At 47.6% G+C, this 17162-nt stretch carries 13 protein-coding genes; 5 read left to right on the top strand and 8 right to left on the bottom strand.

Translation table 11 applies throughout. The annotated features are described in order from the left end of the window. Nucleotides 1-29: 29 nt before the first annotated feature. Genes MHH92_RS09380 through MHH92_RS09365 form a run of 4 tightly spaced genes read left to right on the top strand, consistent with a single transcriptional unit; the run spans nucleotide 30 to nucleotide 4974 of the window. Entirely contained in the window at nucleotides 30-1220 is a 1191-nt protein-coding gene (locus MHH92_RS09380) for a YheC/YheD family endospore coat-associated protein (RefSeq protein ID WP_340903387.1), read from the top strand. A gap of 60 nt (nucleotides 1221-1280) precedes the next feature. After that, on the top strand, nucleotides 1281-2654 hold the full coding sequence (locus MHH92_RS09375; protein ID WP_036609869.1) for a YheC/YheD family endospore coat-associated protein: 1374 nt from the start codon (nucleotides 1281-1283) through the stop codon (nucleotides 2652-2654). Beyond that, nucleotides 2654-3760, top strand: a complete 1107-nt coding sequence (locus MHH92_RS09370) for a YheC/YheD family endospore coat-associated protein (protein ID WP_036669946.1) — start codon at nucleotides 2654-2656, stop codon at nucleotides 3758-3760. Before MHH92_RS09375 ends, MHH92_RS09370 begins: the two co-directional genes overlap by 1 nt. Before the next feature lie 35 nt (nucleotides 3761-3795). Further along, complete coding sequence (locus MHH92_RS09365) at nucleotides 3796-4974, top strand: YheC/YheD family endospore coat-associated protein (RefSeq protein ID WP_053061509.1); 1179 nt, start codon at nucleotides 3796-3798, stop codon at nucleotides 4972-4974. 62 nt (nucleotides 4975-5036) lie between these two features. Here MHH92_RS09365 and MHH92_RS09360 read toward each other — a convergent pair whose 3' ends face one another. The 8 genes from MHH92_RS09360 to MHH92_RS09325 all read right to left on the bottom strand — a co-directional run bounded on the left by MHH92_RS09360 (nucleotide 5037) and on the right by MHH92_RS09325 (nucleotide 15039). Then, the gene (locus MHH92_RS09360) at nucleotides 5037-6959 is read right to left on the bottom strand and encodes an alginate lyase family protein (RefSeq protein WP_340903384.1); all 1923 of its coding nucleotides are present in this window, start codon (nucleotides 6957-6959) and stop codon (nucleotides 5037-5039) included. Continuing rightward, nucleotides 6956-7291, bottom strand: a complete 336-nt coding sequence (locus tag MHH92_RS09355) for a cupin domain-containing protein (RefSeq protein ID WP_339188534.1) — start codon at nucleotides 7289-7291, stop codon at nucleotides 6956-6958. The genes MHH92_RS09360 and MHH92_RS09355 overlap by 4 nt, the downstream gene beginning before the upstream one ends. A gap of 68 nt (nucleotides 7292-7359) precedes the next feature. Further along, nucleotides 7360-8757, bottom strand: coding sequence for an ABC transporter substrate-binding protein (locus MHH92_RS09350; protein ID WP_340903383.1), 1398 nt, complete (start codon nucleotides 8755-8757; stop codon nucleotides 7360-7362). A gap of 135 nt (nucleotides 8758-8892) precedes the next feature. Further along, a complete protein-coding gene (locus tag MHH92_RS09345) occupies nucleotides 8893-10497 on the bottom strand; it encodes a helix-turn-helix domain-containing protein (protein WP_340903381.1) in 1605 nt (534 codons plus the stop codon). 11 nt (nucleotides 10498-10508) lie between these two features. Next, nucleotides 10509-12350 carry a sensor histidine kinase gene (locus MHH92_RS09340; RefSeq protein WP_340903380.1) on the bottom strand — a complete coding sequence of 614 codons (1842 nt, stop codon included), beginning with the start codon at nucleotides 12348-12350 and terminating at the stop codon, nucleotides 10509-10511. 14 nt (nucleotides 12351-12364) lie between these two features. Beyond that, nucleotides 12365-13234 (bottom strand): carbohydrate ABC transporter permease, encoded by an 870-nt coding sequence (locus MHH92_RS09335; protein ID WP_047842312.1) that lies wholly within the window; start codon nucleotides 13232-13234, stop codon nucleotides 12365-12367. A 22-nt stretch (nucleotides 13235-13256) separates the two neighbouring features. Then, entirely contained in the window at nucleotides 13257-14147 is an 891-nt protein-coding gene (locus tag MHH92_RS09330) for a carbohydrate ABC transporter permease (RefSeq protein WP_091014599.1), read from the bottom strand. Between the two features lie 205 nt (nucleotides 14148-14352). Further along, the gene (locus tag MHH92_RS09325) at nucleotides 14353-15039 is read right to left on the bottom strand and encodes an HAD family hydrolase (RefSeq protein WP_047844222.1); all 687 of its coding nucleotides are present in this window, start codon (nucleotides 15037-15039) and stop codon (nucleotides 14353-14355) included. A gap of 294 nt (nucleotides 15040-15333) precedes the next feature. Here MHH92_RS09325 and MHH92_RS09320 point away from each other — a divergent pair, with 294 nt between their 5' ends. Further along, the gene (locus tag MHH92_RS09320) at nucleotides 15334-17052 is read left to right on the top strand and encodes a methyl-accepting chemotaxis protein (RefSeq protein ID WP_339188543.1); all 1719 of its coding nucleotides are present in this window, start codon (nucleotides 15334-15336) and stop codon (nucleotides 17050-17052) included. Nucleotides 17053-17162: the final 110 nt, after the last annotated feature.

Below are 17162 nucleotides of genomic sequence, written 5' to 3'. Positions count from 1 at the left end.
CAAATCTGATAGAGGAGAGGTGCAGCGTAATGTTTCCAACATCTCAGACCAAGACACTGGCCATTCTGGTACGTGCAACCGAAGGCTCACCTCCCTTTACGGATGAACTTTTCTGCCGTCGTCTCAGTTTGGGGAGCATGAAATACGCCCTTCAGATTATTGTGATCCCGATATCGAATGATGCAGTCCATCTCCCTCTTCAATGGGGATATGTCTATCATCAAGGGAAGTGGAATTCGGTACCTGTTCCTGCAGTCGATCTCATTATGGATCGTTGTCTTCGCCCTATCTCCAGGTACGTCAGACAACAGCTTAAGGAATGGATACCAACCAACGGCACAGATCAACACCGTTATTGGTCTGCTTCCCTTCCAGGAAAATGGGAGGTACATCGTGTGTTGTCCCGAAATGCTGAATTGAGGTCACAACTTGCTCCCACAACCCGGATCGTTTCGCATATTCCTTGGGAAACATGGCTGGACCGTTGGCCCAAAGGACTGTTCTTCAAACCGGTATCCGGGACTCATGGCAAAAATACCTTTCGCCTGTCTCAGGGAACGACTCCATCAACATGGATCGTGGAGGGGCGTAACGAGGACAATGAACCCTTTTTTCTTACATTCAACCATACCCAGGCTGTATCTTCCTGGCTAGCATTACATCGGGCTGAGCGTAAGATGATCGTGCAGCCATATCTGGAGCTTAGCCATCATGGAAGAGCATTCGACATACGGGCTCTAATGCAAAAGAATGGGCAAGGTCGCTGGACACTTACCGGATGTATGGTACGGGAAGGACCCGAAGGTTCACTCACGTCCAATCTTCACGGTGGGGGTAAAGCATATCCTGCCCAAGCATATCTGCTCCAGCGATATGGAACGATCCGCACGGAAACTCTGCTGAAGAGCATCCGGCAGACTGCTACTCTTATCCCCACCCTGCTGGAAAGCCGTTTCGGCAGGTTAGCCGAATTGGGGCTTGATTTCGGAGCAGATGCAGAAGGCCAACTCTGGCTAATTGAAGTCAACTCCAAACCAGGCCGCACCTCATTTGCAGAAGCGGGCGACCGACGCATGCATACCCTTACTTATACCCAGCCGCTTGCCTATGCCCGTTATCTGTTGCAACAACATGTTCTCACGGACGTCTTTCGTCCAATGAAATTGCCGAATACATCCAGCAAAGCTGGCCTGAAACCCATCCCGATTCACGGCGGCTGAGGCCCGCAGCGCCCGCTTGCCATGGAGCCCAAGGATCTTTTCAGGATAGGAGGATAAATCATGAGTTTGACCTTTTGCAATCTGCATTTCACCAAGCAACCGGATAAAGTGGTTTATGTATCCAACGCTTTAATGAAGAGCCTCAACCTGTCCGGCAAAAAAACGGTGCACCTTCGCTTCGGGCGTGACCGGGTACCTGCAACGATCAAACCAATCAAAAAAGCAGGTAAACATCTGTATCTCGCTTCAGGTATCCGTAATATGATGAACGTCCCCAAACGGGGCAGTATTTATCTCCGTAATTTGCAAAATGATGAGGTCCAGTTGGGTCCACTGATCGGCGTACTTTCTGATGGGCCTGCGACGAGCACGAATCCATTCGGTTCCCGTACTGGTTTCATCAAACAGTTACTCCGTGAAGGCAGCCGTAAATCCTACATTTACGCATTTACTCCTCGGGATATCAATTGGCAGAACGAGACGGTATCGGGTTTTTTCCTGAATGATAACGGAAGCTTTACCCGCAGAACCGTACCTCTGCCCGATGTTGTCTACAACCGGTTACCAAGCCGTCGTTCAGACTTCTCACCAGCCATCAACCAGCTGCGGGAACGATTTGTTCGCCGAAAAATTCCGTTCTTCAACTGGAGCTTCTTCAACAAATCGGATATCTATACGTTGCTGGAGAACGAGCCGGCAGCAGGACGGTATATCCCTGAATCGATTACCAATCCTTCTGTTGAACAGATGAAGGAAATGTTGGAACGCCATCAGTTCGTCTACTATAAGCCTACTGCAGGAAGTCTGGGGAACGGGATCTACCGCCTGACTTATTCGCCCAAACGTGGATATTTCGCACGTTATCGCAAAAAAGGCGGTAATGCACTCCTGCGTTTTGGGTCCTTCAACAGTCTGATGCGCATGCTTCAGGGAAGACATGGTAAACAGTTACGCGGATATGTAGTTCAGCAGGGAATACGCCTAATTGAGATTGATGAATGTCCAATTGATTTCCGTTTTCACATGCACAAAAATGGTAACAATCAATGGGTTGTTGTCGGAATTGGAGCCAAAAAGGCAGGACGTGGCAGCGTCACAACACACATCAAAAATGGCGGCTCCCTAATGACTCCTGAGCAGGCGCTCAGTCGCAACTTCGGCGATCGTGCGGGAGAAGTTCTTCAGCATGCCAAATCCGTCGCTATTACACTGGCCCAGGCGATTGAAACCCAGCACCAGCATCTGATTGGTGAGATTGGCTTTGATCTGGGCATTGATCAGGAGGAACATGTATGGATGTTCGAAGCGAACGCCAAACCCGGGCGCTCCATTTTCCGTCACCCTTCACTCCGGGTGGAGGGCAAATCGTCGGTGGAGCACATCTTGGAACACTGCCTGTATTTGAGCAAGTTCCGGAAGAAGGAAGAGATTTGATGACCCTTCATGATGATTTCAAACCTGTCATTGCTGTTTTGACCATGCATGATAAACAGCGTATGTTCAGGGGAAATCATCAAAATTTTCAAGATATCTTACAGACAGGCGAGAGCATGGGGTACGTGGTGTACATTGTAACTGTACGGGATCTGAACGTGAGTGGCCCCACCGTGAAAGGATATACGTACAACAAGGGGAGTGGAAAGTGGGTTTCACAACCTTTCCCCCTTCCCCATGTGCTGTACAATCGTATTCCCAACCGGGAAGACGAAGGAAAACCTTCTGTGCAGCGTAAAATTGACGAATGCATGCAATCAGGAATCGAACTGTATAACCCATTCTTTTTCAACAAATGGGATCTGTTCGAATGGCTCAGGAAATCCAAATCGACTCAGCAACTGATCCCTTATACTCGGCGGATGAGAAGTGCTTCTTCTCTGGGTGCCGTTCTGCGGGCGTATCCCTATCTGTACCTTAAGCCCGAGAGCGGCAAAGCTGGCAAAGGAATCATGATGCTTAAATTTCAGGAAAAAGAACGGCTTCCCTATCGTCTCAAAATACAAACCACACGTAGAAGCACGACCTATAAAGCATCTACACTTGCCAAGTTATGGGCACGAATTCGCAAAGAAACCGGACATACGCCCTATATCATGCAACAAGGCATTGAACTGGCATCCTCTCGTAAACGCCCCTTCGATTTGCGTGTTCTTGTACAAAAGAACACCAAGGGCCAATGGAGCGTAACCGGTGTAGGAGCGAGACTCGCTGGCTCCCGTAGCATTACAACTCATGTGCCGCGCGGCGGGAGCGTAGAAGACCCTGAGAAACTGCTGACCGAGCTTTTTGGCGAAGAAATGTCAACAACCCTGATGAAACGTGTGAAATCCACTTCATTAATGATCGCAAGACAGGTAGAACGGGGATCAGGTTACACGCTCGGAGAAATGTCCATGGATCTGGGCATTGATGACCTGGGGGAACTCTGGTTCTTCGAAGCCAATGCAAAGCCCATGAAGTTTGATGAACCACAGATCAGACGGCGGTCATTGGAACGTATATTTCACTACAGCGCTTATCTTGCCCGTCAGTCCAAACGATGATAGACAGGAATACTGCAAAAAGAAGGTGATTGTTTGTGTCCTCACCTGTTCTGGGCATTATGACGTTGTACTTAAATGAACATCGCGCTCTTGAAGAACGAAGCGTTTATCGCAGAATGATTCTTGAAGGGCGCAAGCGGGGACTCGATATCTATGTATTCACACCAGCCGACGTACACCCCGGCGGCAAACAAATTGAAGCCATGGTTTTTCATGAGGGAAAAGGCTGGTCCAGGGAGTGGCGATCATTCCCGGACCTGATCTTTGATCGTTGCCGGATTCAGCGTAACCGAAGGTTCCAGCAATTGCTTGCTTTTCGTGAGAAATATGGGCATCTGCTCTTTCTGAACAGGCCACTGCGCAATAAATGGACCATCCACCAGACCCTTTTGCAAAAAGCCAACTTTCGTGAACACCTGCCGGAAACCGCTCTATTTCAGGATATGTCCGATGTAAACCGGATGCTTAAAGTTTCTTCTCTGGTCTATCTCAAACCCATTAATGGAACAGGCGGACGTGGTATTCTGCGCATTGAACGCAGCAGTAGCGAGGCTAATACAGTGCTTGTTCAAGGGCGGGATCAGAAGCGTCGTATCATCACTCCACGTAAAGTTCATTTATCACGACTTGGCGCGTTGCTCCAGCACTGGAACATGAAAGACAAGTATCTTGTACAAAAGGGCATTCAACTTCAGCTTCCGAATGGACGTGTGCATGATTATCGCATGCTCGTTCAGAAGAACGGTGAAGGACAATGGGAGCTTACTGGATGTGCTGGACGCATGGGTGCAGAAAAAAGCGTGACCTCCAATCTGCATGGCGGCGGTCAGGCAATAGCGATGGACCGACTCATGAAACAATGGATCGAAGATGACGACCTCCGGTCAGAAATTAACACAACTGCAGAGAAATTCGGCATTGATGTTGCTTCGTTTCTGGAAGATACGTATGGGGACCTGTGTGAGTTGGCACTGGATTTGGCGATTGACAGAAGCGGGCGTATCTACCTGCTTGAAGTTAATCCCAAACCTGCACGTGAAGTATTCGCTCGCATCGGGGAGCGGGATATCTATTATAAAGCCATCACTCAGCCGCTGGAGTATGCCTTATGGGTATATCGCAACCGACCTCCCGGAACGGCCAGAAAGCCAGCCATTCCCAGGCCCGTTACGCAAAAATCACCCAGAGTAAAAAGAAAAAGGAAAGTCAAGTGAGTGAAGAAAAAGCAGGAGTCTATGTTCGCCAAGTGCGAGCATCTGCTCCTGCTTCACTGTTTTTATTTCTGTTCTTTCGACCATCGCAGCGTGTCGTTGTCAATCACAATATACCCTTTTTCCTCACCTTGCACATAAGATAATGCCAATCTCATCAGGTCAGGTTCCAGTTGGCATGTGGTTACACGTGTAACCTGGTCTGTATGATCCGCGGGGAGGCACAACGTCAGAATACCCACTTTACCCGAGAAATCAGTCTTGCCCTGGATGACCGATGTTTCCGACTTGGAACCATACACCTCAGATACCCAGCCGGGCTGCTCCGTCAACGCGAAGGCTCCCTTCCCGATGCCTGCCGTAACCCATTGCATCGTCAGCGTTATGGAAGATGCCTCATAGCTCATATCCGCCGTCATTTCTCCAGCTTCATTCATTCTCAACGCAATATCCGCTTGCGGATGCAGGTGAAAACGTTGCTCCAGAGTATGCTCTGCTTCTGCCTCCAGCCAATCCACAATTAATAGTATAGGGATCTCCACCCCTGCCAGCATCCACCGACGATGTGTAACTGGATCTGGCAAATGTGTATATCCATCCTGTGAAGCATCAATGAAGTGATAGCTGTCATTGCTCTCCCAACGTAGCGTTGTGGCCTGAGCCTCCGGTTCACCCCATTGCTGTGTGGAGAGATAAGGTGTCTGATCCAGACCATCCACCGTGACGGTATTGTGCGCCCGCGTACTTTTGAAATACCGACGCCATTTCCCTTCTTCATACGTATAACGTCCGGTGTCCGTGAAGAAAAGTTGGTTCTTCCACATCCACTCCACATTCAGCGCATCCGCATGTCCGTGTGCTCCGCCCATGGCAGCCGCATCAAAAAAAAGATATTGATACTTGTCCCTCATGACATAATATCCTGTCTGCGGAAAAGCCCGGCTCGACAACGCCGGAGAAGAAGAAGCCTGTAGTCTGAGGCATCGCTCATATTTCTCCACACCCAACAACCAGAGACACTCCGAGCTCTCCGTTCCGCGAGCCATCAAATCATCATCGTCCAGGATCGCGCCAAGCAGGGTCAGTCGTTGTCGCCCATCGCCAACCCAATCCGAATCACCAATACCGGTAGACTGATGATCTGGTCGGATCAGCGCCTCGGTGAATGCAGCCATTTGGCGTAGACAGCGGGCATACCATGCCGAGAAAGGATGGCCTGAAATCTCACCCAACCGATAAGGTGTGCCAAACATTTCGATGCTGGCATTGTGGTAATGTGTTGTCAGTTCAACCTGTATCCCCTCTTCACCCAACTGATGCAGCAAACACAGCTCAAGACGTTCCATCGCCACTTGACGCCAGTATGGACTTCGCGGGTGCTGGTGGTAGAACGTAGCGATCATGAACAACCCTTGCATATGCATAATGGCATGATTGATTTCCGTGCTGCCGAGGTAACGGGTCAAAAACTCGGCGTGCTCGTCCAAACCTTGTCGAAACTCCGCCTGAAAGCCTTCTTCTATCAGTGAACTCGCTTCCATATATTTATATGCCGATATCCAGGACTGCACACGTAGTCCCGTCTCCAGCAGGCGCCACGGACCGGGTTTTTGAAAGAAGACAGCCTCGTCGTAAACCAGATTTACAGGTACAGGGTTTTGCTGTCTCCAGCTACGGAAGTGGTCAATAAATGCTGTTACATATAGCGGATTGCCCTTCATCAGATACGCCTTGCCCAGATCGAGCATATGCCAGTGTCGATTGATGCCCCATGTGAACTCCAGATCATTGGTCGGGTTGTGAAGCCAGTCCACGGGTGTCCCCATCGGAATCCAGCGATTCAGATCGTTGGTATAAGGAACGATAAATTCATTCAGGATGGCACGATTGGCAATCGTGAGCGAATTTCGGGCTTCTTCCGGAAAATGTTTTTCATAATATTGGGCAGCCCGTTGCAGGTCCGTTGCCGAAAGGTAAAAATCGCTCATTCGGACGCCTCAAGAAAATCCTGACGGAACGGGGTAAACACATCCAGAATGACGGAGTCCTCCAGTGCCTTAACCCCATGCGGGACGTTAAAACCGGCATAAAAGCTGTCCCCTGCTTTTAAGATGCGAGTTTCTTCACCGACCTGAACCTCAAAGCTGCCTTTGACGATATAGCTGACCTGCTCGTGCGCATCATGGGAGTGAACTTCTCCAATACCACCTTTAGCAAAGGTAACCTCCACCATCATTAATGTACCGCCCATACCCAAGATCTTCCGGGAACTCGTTTCGTTCACGATATGTGCATCGATAGACGCATGATTAATAATCATTTTGCTTTTCCCCTTTCCTTGTGAATAAGCGACCGAAGTAGTTAAACCACGGCCGCTATGAACGTTTATTAGTCTTCTGTGGACAATTTACCCTGAAGTTTGGAAGAATCAAACGAAGGATCAGCAGTTATGTTGGTCAGCCCTGCCGCTTTGGTTTTCTCCAGAGCTGCATTGTACCTTGTATCCAGATCCTTGATCACAGCATCGAGATCGCCACCCGTGAATACAAAGATTGAAAAAGCCTCACTCCATTTGGTGCCTTCCAGTGAACTCTCAGTTACCACACTTGGATTTGCCGGGAAAATGGCATCATAACGTTTGGGCAGGAAACCTTCAATGCCCGGAATGCTTGGTTTTTTGTCAGAGCTTAATACAGCAGGAATCAGTGAGATTCCGTATCCTTTTTCGTAATACTCACTCTGAAGATCTGTGCTGTACACATACTCCATAAACTTCCATGCCGCTTCCTTGTTGGCAGAATCTGCATTGATGCCGATGTAGGAGCCCCCGATGACTTGTGAAGCGCCCTTGATCGTTCCATCATTAGTTGGTACAGGAGCGGCTGCCCAATTTTCTTTTGTAGGAAACTGATCTTTATATACACCTGGTTCACCGGAGTGGTTAATGTACATTCCGATTTTGCCTTGAGCAAACTGGGCTCTGAGTGGATCGATGTCCAGACTTTCAACCCCTGGCAGCATGCTGCCATCCTCATTCATCTGACGAAGCGCCATTGCGATATCCTTGTACATCCCAAAATCAAATTGGCCAGTCTTGTAGTTGTAACCATCAATACCAACATTATTGCTTGCACCTGCAATTGTATTGGCTGCTCTCCAGAAGCCGCTGCTGCTCTTGAATGGGCTGGCAAAGCCATAGATGCCTTCACTTTTACCAACTTCGGTAATTTTTTTGGCATCCGCAACCATCTCAGCCAACGTTTTTGGCGGACTCTCGATCCCTGCCTTTTTGAAAATATCTTTGTTATACACAAGCCGCCAGACCTGCCCTGTATTGGGGAGGGAATATATTTTTCCATCAATCGTGTTTTTATTTTCAATCAAGCTGTCTTTAAACACGGCCTTCATCTCATCACTCATGTATCCATCGATCGGGGCGAGATACCCCTTCTGATAATACGTCTGAAAATCATTAACTTGCAGCACATCGGGTGCCTGCTTGCTGGCAAAAGCAATATCGACCGCCTGTGGATAGTTGTCCCCCATCACGGTCATCTCCACTTCAATGTTGTCCTTGTTCGTCTGGTTGAACTCATCGATCTTGGATTTCATAAAATCAGCATCATGGCGGTCCGGTGTCCAATATATGATTTTGGTTTTCCCTCCGGCATTCTCCCCGCTGGTCCCCGATTCGCTATTTGCCGAAGTACCACTGTCAGCAGAACAACCTGCCAAACTTAGCGCCAGCAATGCACTTAGCGTAGTCACCATCCACTTTTTAACCATTGATATGCCCCCTTATGCTTGTCTGGACAACCTGTTTGAGTTATCCGTTAACGTAATGATAATCGCTACGCTTTCATGGAGGTGAGGGACATTCTGACTTTGCATGGTGGGAAAAATGACGATCCGTATCTGTTTTCAGTTCTCATACATTTGCCGGAAGCAGGTTGGCGTCATGCCGCAATATTTCTTGAACAAACCGCTGAAATAAGGCCTGTCCTCATAACCCAGCCTCTGGCAGATCTCTTGCACCTGTACACCTGCAACCAGCAATTCTTTGGCCTTTTCCATCCTCATCTTAGTAATATATTGAATCGGCGTTATGCCCGTTTCCTTTTTGAAGGCATTGGCAAAGTAACTCGGACTTAAATGCACGGATTGGGCACAGGCATGCAGCGTCAGATTTTCTGCAAGATTCAGACTGATATATTTCTGCGCTTTGCTAATCGCCTGTTTGACATCAGTGAGTCGTTTTTTGTCCATAATCTCGCAACCCATGCTGCTAAAATGTTTGATATATCCCCTCCAACCCTCAAACGTCAAGGAGCGCATCGCCTCAAGCACTGTCAGGTCGGCCTCCAGACGCAAGCGTTCCTCTGCTGTAATCTCATCACAAAAGGCACGGTAGATGGCAAAAGCCAGTCCAGACAGTAAACGAATCATCGTGAGCGGCTCGGGAAAACCTTCGGAGACCTGCCATTCTTCGAGAATTTCATCAATGATGCGGTGACAGGTGCTCTCATTACCACATTTGAGGGCGTAAAAAAGCTCTTTCTCCTTCTCCAAAGGATATACCGGAGCCACACATGCCTGATTCTCCAGTTCAGCATACTGGAGGATGCAATTTCCTTCACTGTAAAAACGATAGGATATCGCCTGATCTGCATGTGCGTAGGACGTCCAAATTTCCTGTGGTCTGCGGGCAATCGTACCCACACCAATCGAGACTGTTTTTTTGCTGAATCGCTCCACATTTTGGCGGCATTGCTCCAGTAGCTCGGAGACGTCGATCTGGCTTGTTGTGTTCAATATGGCTGCAAGCCGGTATCGGTTTTCCCGTAAAACAACGCCTTTGGTATAACGATTTATGGTTTCTCCAACAATATTTTGAACCGCAAAAGGAACGATTTCGGCATCCAGATGCATCGTGTATCCATATCGCGTATAACCATCCACCTCGATAACTATGACGATAAGATTGGAGGAATCGAGATCAATATGCAGCTCGTTCCAGCGACTTTCATTCAGGAATCCCCCGACTTCATGACGCAACAAGCCCAGTAGATAGCTGTGACGCTCGTACTGGCTGCTGCTCTCCACCTTCTGCTCCAACTGTTCCAACTGTTTGCACTGTGCCTGTTCTTCCTTAATCACCTGTCTTACCTTCAACACCGCACCGAGTATTTCTTCAGGGGTAAACGGTTTGAGTAAATAATCGGATGCACCCAGCTTGATGGCCTCCTGTGCATATTGGAAATCCGAATAACCACTGATGAAAATAAATTTGGCTCGCAGTCCGGCATCCAATGCCCGCTTCATTAGCTCCAGCCCGCTCAACTTGGGCATCCTGATATCACTAATCACGATGTCGGGTTGCTGCTCCAGCAACAAGGACCAACCGCGCTCTCCATTTCCCGCTGTGCCTACAATCCGAACCTGATGATCTTCCCACGGAATAGTTGAAGATATGCCCTTTACAACTGCCTGGATATCATCCATAACACACATCGTCAATTGGCCCATACTGCCCCTCCTCAGGTGATCGGAATCGTGATAACAACCGTTGTTCCCACATCTGTACTGCTATGAAATACAATTGAGGCCACATCCCCATAGTGCAGGCTTAATCTGCCCTGGAGATTGGATAGGGCATAACCTTTGCGTCCCCCGTCAGGAACATCCTCAGCATAGATGCTGGCTACATCCATCCCACATCCATTGTCAGCCACCTCCAGCCGTAGTGTGTCACCCTGACGATCAATGCGGATCAGGATAACGCCCAAATCTTCTTTGTCCTTGAATCCATGCAGGATGGAATTCTCCACCAAGGGCTGGAGTAATATTTTTAAAATATCAACAGCGTAACAAGAGGGGTCCCCCACCTCAATCCGATAAACGAACAGATCCTCGTAACATTTTTGCTGAAGCTGCATGTATTGTTCGACATGTTTGATCTCCTGCTCCACACTGGTGATGTCTTTCCCATCATTCAGTCCCAAACGGAATAATAAGGATAAGGAGACAATCATCTCACTTACATCCTTTTTCTCTCCGCTCTCACTTTTCCAGAACATCGTATTAAGCGTATTGTAGAGGAAATGAGGATCAACCTGCGCCTGGAGCGCCTTGACTTCAAACCGCCGTTTGTCTTGCTCCGTTGTCCGTACTTCTTCAAACAGAATCTGAATCTGGTCCAACATTCGATTGAAACGATGCCCTACAGCGCTAACTTCATCGTCATACTTGCTGCGAAACCGTACATCCAGATCATTGGACTCCACCTCAACCATCAGGCGTCGCAGTTTGTTCAGTGGCTTCAGCAGAGCGGAGGCCACCAGGCTGGACAACCCGAGTGCGAGCAAGATGCAAAACAACATGATCAGGATGATCAGCCAGCGTATCTTTTGTAGGGGGGACAACAAGTCAGCCTTGGACTGTACACTTACCATGACCCAATCCTCGTTCATCGACAATGCCGAATAGTTAACAAGCATGTCCTCCCCCTGATCGTTCCTGTAGGTAAAATCCCCAGCATCGCCACGGCTAAACTGTTGGGTAAAGTCAGGCTCCATAATGAAATCATAATTTTGGGACCTGGGCCGAATGACTTCATTTCCGTTTTTGTGCAGCAAAAACAATTGAATCTGGTTATTCATGAGATCCTGCGTCAGAATGTCTCGCATCGCCTCTTCCTTCATATTGACGACCATATATACATTCGAATAGGTATGATTATCGATCACAATGGGTTTAAGCAACAGAGATAACACATTTCCTTGGGATTGGAATAACTGACTCTGATGTGAACCAAACCACATCGTATTCCAGCCTTGCAGCTTCACGTAGCGTCCGTATTCCCTGTCGAATGAGTTATTGCGATTCGGAAAATCTTTGGTCGAGAAAAAATCACCGATGGGTGTTGTCAAATATGCGGTATCAATCAGTGGCTCTACGAGCTTCAATTGAGCAAACGATGTTTGCAGCAGCGAGAGATTCTGATAATAATGAGATGTATTATTTTTTCCCACGTCCTTCATGACCTGGGTGAACGTTTCATTGAGCATAAAAGAAAAAGAGGATACAACAATGTGCCTTAGATGTTCATCCATAACCTGCACTGATTTGTTCAGAATGCTTTGTTTCAGTTCAAGTGCATTCTGTTCAATGCTTCGTGCAGCAAAGAGATAAGAGCATATCCCGGTCACACTGATGCATAAGACAACGAGAAAAATGTACAGCAGCTGTATTCTTTTTTTCAGGGACATTTTATAAAAGTCGAATATCATCGGCGCTCGCTCCTTGAACACGGCTTGGCCCGTCCGCTGTGAATTAAAATGAGTATAGCACAGTGGAATAACCCGTAAAACCGTTTCCATGATTGTGCTCACGCCTATCCTTTCACAGCTCCCAAGGTCACCTGCATGAATGATTTGTTGGCAAAAATATAAACGATGAGCAGCGGCAAAATGGACAGACAGGCTCCGGCCATCATCAGTTGGACCTCAGCTGCAGCTCCAATGCCATATCGCAGATTAGCCAGCCCAACCGGCAAAGTCTGCAAGTCCGGATTGCTCATGGTGAACACAAAAGGAAGAATATATTCATTCCATGAACTCTGGAATACACCCAGACCTGCAACGGCGAGTCCAGGCCGCAGGAGCGGAAGAATAATTCGCCAGTAGGTGGTGAAGAAATTACAGCCATCAATCATCGCCGCTTCATCCAGTTCGCGCGGAATGCTCTTGAAGAAACCAATCAGAATAAAGTATGTGGCAGCGTGTGCGCTGATCAGTATAATAATAACGCCCCACAACGTGGTATTCAGCCCCAGCTTGACCATGAGGTCAAATTGCGGACGCAGCACAACCGCGCCTATGGAAATAAACAGAGTAGATGCCATGAGCAGGGTGTACCCCTTTTTCCCTTTGAAATTCACTCGATCCACAGCGTAGGCAGACATCGAAGCTACCAGCAGTGTGCCAACTGTTGTACTGATGCTAACAAACACGCTGTTCATCGTAAAACCCGAAAAATTGGCGCTTTTCCAAGCCTGAGCATAGTTGGAGAACTGCCAAATCTTCGGCCAGATGGTAGCTCCTCCGGTCAATTCCTGGTTTGTTTTGAAGGAACCGAGCAATACAAGTATGATGGGGAACAACGACAGCAGAGCGATTGCGATCAAAAACAACCAAAGTACCGTTCGTTTGGTCCAGCGAATGAGTTGGGGAGACCCTGAGGGCGCAAGCACGTTTTGAGTCATCATCGTTTCCTCCTGAATGGGATTAATAGACATCATTGAGCTTTTTGGATATACGGAAATAAATGAGCGTCACAGCCCCTACGATGAGAGCCGTTGTGAAACCGACCGCACTGCCATAACCGAGCTGCTGGAGTGATTGTGTGTCAGCCGACACGGGAAACAACAGTTTGAACAAATACAGATACATCACCTCTGTTTTGCCATACGGCCCCCCTTCGGTCAGCACCATAATACTCTCGTAACCTTTCAGCGCCGTGGTAATTGCCAGCATGATGATCATCTGCAAGACAGGACCCAGCAACGGAATCGTTACATTTCGCAGTTTCTGAAACTCACTCGCTCCATCCAGCGATGCCGCCTCATATAGCTCTTCAGGAATGCTCTGAAGACCCGCAATGAACAACAACATATAGTTGCCCACAGCCCCCCAGATGGCGATGATGATGGTTGTTAACATGGCATGTTCAGCCCCCAGCCAGCTAATGGATTCGGAGATCACATGATACTTGAGCAGCAATTGGTTCAATATTCCGTTATAAGAGTTGAAAATAATAAAGAATACAATCGCCATGACCGAAGCGCTAAAAATAGTGGGAAGATAATAGATCGCCCTAAAGAGGGATCGCCCTCTCCATTTGCGATTCAGAATAATCGCCAAAGTTAACGACAGTGGAATTGTAACGACGAGTTTGCCCAGGGCATACACACCCGTGTTGCCTACAGAATCCCAGAATTGCCCATCACGCAAAATGCGTCCAAAATTATCAAGCCCGATGAAGACAGGCGTCCCGATGCCTTGATAATCATAGAACATGTAACGCAGCGCCCATAACAGAGGATAGATCCCGAATACAACAGTTAAAAAAAGACTTGGAAAGATGAACATATAGGCATGTATTTTGGATGGTTTCACCAGAATCGGACCCCCTATAGCTTTTGAATGAAGTATAGAGGGAATATGGAGGAAAGCGGGATAGGGAAATCAACTTTCTACAGGGGAGAATGTGACTGCATGACCAAACAAAAAAACCTGTATTCAACGAATTTCCGTTGAGTCTACAGGTTCATATCATGTGGTTCGTAATCTTAAATCTCAGGATACGTATACAGCGTAGAGGCTACTCTGCTTCATCATACAGACGCAGCAGTTCTGTAAAATCAGAGATGAGCACATCTGAGCCTGCAAGCTCCTCATCACGACCAAACCCGGCATATGCACAGCCGATGACTGCCTGACCGTTCATTTTACCCGCTTCCACATCAGAAGAGCGATCCCCTACCATCCATGCGTCCTGAATACGATGTTTCTCAAGCAGGATCTGCACCAGATTAATTTTGGAAGGAGTCTTGTACTGGCCTGCACTGTATACCCCTTCAAAGAAAGGCATAATCTCGTGTGCAAACGCCACACCCTTCACATAGTCCTCCAGCCCATTACTTGCGACAAAAAGACGCACTCCTTGTTGTTTTAATGCTTGCAGCGTTTCTTTCACCCCAGGATACAATTGGGAACTTCCTTGATCAAGCCCCTCAATCTCCAGTTGAAGCAACAGTTCGTCTGCACGGCGATGTGCCGCTTCCGATGCCTCAGGCATAACCACTTTCCATATATCTTCGAGCAACATGCCCAAACTTCCCAGCATCCGTTCCTCGGGTGGAGTTTCTCCTTCAAAATGCCCTTCGGCACGCAATGTATCAAATAGTTGCTGGTAAGCTGGCAACAACAGGGTCTCTGTCTGGAACAGCGTACCATCCATGTCAAAAATCATCGCTTCCGGTTTGAGCAATACCTTCTCTTTATTCATGTCCAATGTTCCTTTCGGATTGGTTTATTGTATATGTAATTGGAATCGTTCCCTTCCCATGATAAACATAACGTTTGAACGTGTAAACCAACGATTGTAAAAGATCATAAACCCCAACCTTATACAACATCAACCAAACGTTATATTATAGTTAAACAAACTATATACAAAAGAAGTTTCTTTACGTATAATACTAAAAAATAGTCCTTTAGACACCTAATCTAAAGACCTATAATTATCACATTTCCGGTTTTTTCGACAACTACATATACCCCATAGAGAGGAATAACAAACATGAAAAAGCGAAAGACCTTTAAGATTTTTTATAAGATCGGATTAGGATATTTACTCGTACTGGCTGTACTGGCTGGTTGCATCCTGCTGATTCAGAACAGCACAAGTCAGCTCCAACGGGAACTGGATTTTCTGGTCGATCACGATATGAGGGTACACGCCCTCACCTATGAACTCGAAAGAAACATGGTAGATATGGAAACAGGTCAACGCGGATACATCATCACGGGTCAGGACAACTATCTCGATCCCTACACCCAAGGAAAAGAGCAACTTATTACACTCAGAGATGAACTTGCTGCTTTAATTTCGGATAATCCGGCTCAACTTGCACTTTTGGAAGACATACATACTAATATGGAGAACTGGGTCCAGGTCGCTGGTGAACCTATGGTCGCCCTTCGCCAAGCCAATAATACACAGGCCATTCGAGATTTTTTCGCAGATGATCCAGGTAAAAGAGACATGGACCAGATACGGACTGCTCTCGATACGTTTCGAACCAACGAGCATACGTTAACCGATAACCGTACAGAAGCGCTGAAGCAAAAAAACACAATTCTGAACTTGGAACTGTATGGGGCACTTATCGTTGTGGCCATTATCTCGTTCATCACTGCTTTGGTCCTGTCACGTGCCATTGTTAGAAACATTCGTACCGTAAAGCAGGCATTAAATGACATCGGTTCTTCCAATGGTGACCTGACACTGAGAATCGCTACGCCAATGAAAGACGAAACTCGTGAACTCGCGGAGGCAGCCAATACAATGCTCACTGGTTTGCAGCAAATGATGCTGGACGTTCAGAGCAATGCCATGATTCTGAGCACAGCTTCGGATCGATTGGATAAAGGGGTTGCTGATAGCCATCTTGCAGGAAAAGAAGTTGCCACTGCCATGGAACGTGTCGCTGAAGGCGCTGATGAACAGGTTGCTCTTACGCAAACCATGGTAGCTGCGATGCAGCAATCCCTCAACGGGCTTAATCGTGTCGCCTCCTCGGCAAGTGATGTGGCAGGCCGTGCAGTTCGTACCGAATCCATTGCTGTGGATGGGCAACAGCGCATTGATAATGCTGTAGGTAAAATGAGTTCCATTGAACAATCCTTCCTCTCTGTACAGGAAGCCATTAATGAAATTTCGAAGATGTCTGATCAAGTGATCAACATTGCAGATTCAATGTCAGGTATTGCGAGACAAACCAATCTGCTTGCACTTAACGCCGGAATTGAAGCTGCCCGCGCTGGGGATAATGGACGTGGCTTCGCTGTCGTTGCCGCGGAAATCCGTAATCTTGCAGACCAAAGTGCAACATCAGCGAAAGAGATTACAAGTATATTGGAAACCGTGGTTGCAGGTGTTCAAAGTACGGTGCAGGTGGTTGATGAGAGCACTCTACATGTGAATGAAGGGTTGCGGACCATTGAGGATGCAGGTAATGCTTTTTCAACCATTACTCAGCATATTCATAACCTCAGTGGTGAAGTTCTGGAGGTATCTGCTGTTGTCGAGGAGTTAACTTCCGGTAGTGAGGCTGTGATGAAGTCCATCAATGAAGTATCGGCTGTTGTGGAAGATACTGCATCAGCCACGGAAGAAGTATCTGCGATGACGGAGGAACAACTTGCTTCTCTGCAGGAAATGTCTGACACGTCCAAGCAGTTGAATGAAATGTCCGATGCACTTGATCAGCTGGTTAAGCAATTCAAGCTGGCTTGAACTGAATCAACATACTGATCGAGTATCTAAATAGCTGTATCATGAACATATATCAAAGGAAAGGAGCATCGCAGACAGACTCACCCGAGCCTCTGCGATGCTTCTTGGTG

Source organism: Paenibacillus sp. FSL M7-1414 (genome assembly GCF_038003195.1).
GTDB lineage: Bacteria > Bacillota > Bacilli > Paenibacillales > Paenibacillaceae > Paenibacillus > Paenibacillus amylolyticus.
The sequence above is the reverse complement of the archived record's forward strand: the minus strand, read 5'-3'. Positions and strand labels throughout refer to the sequence as shown.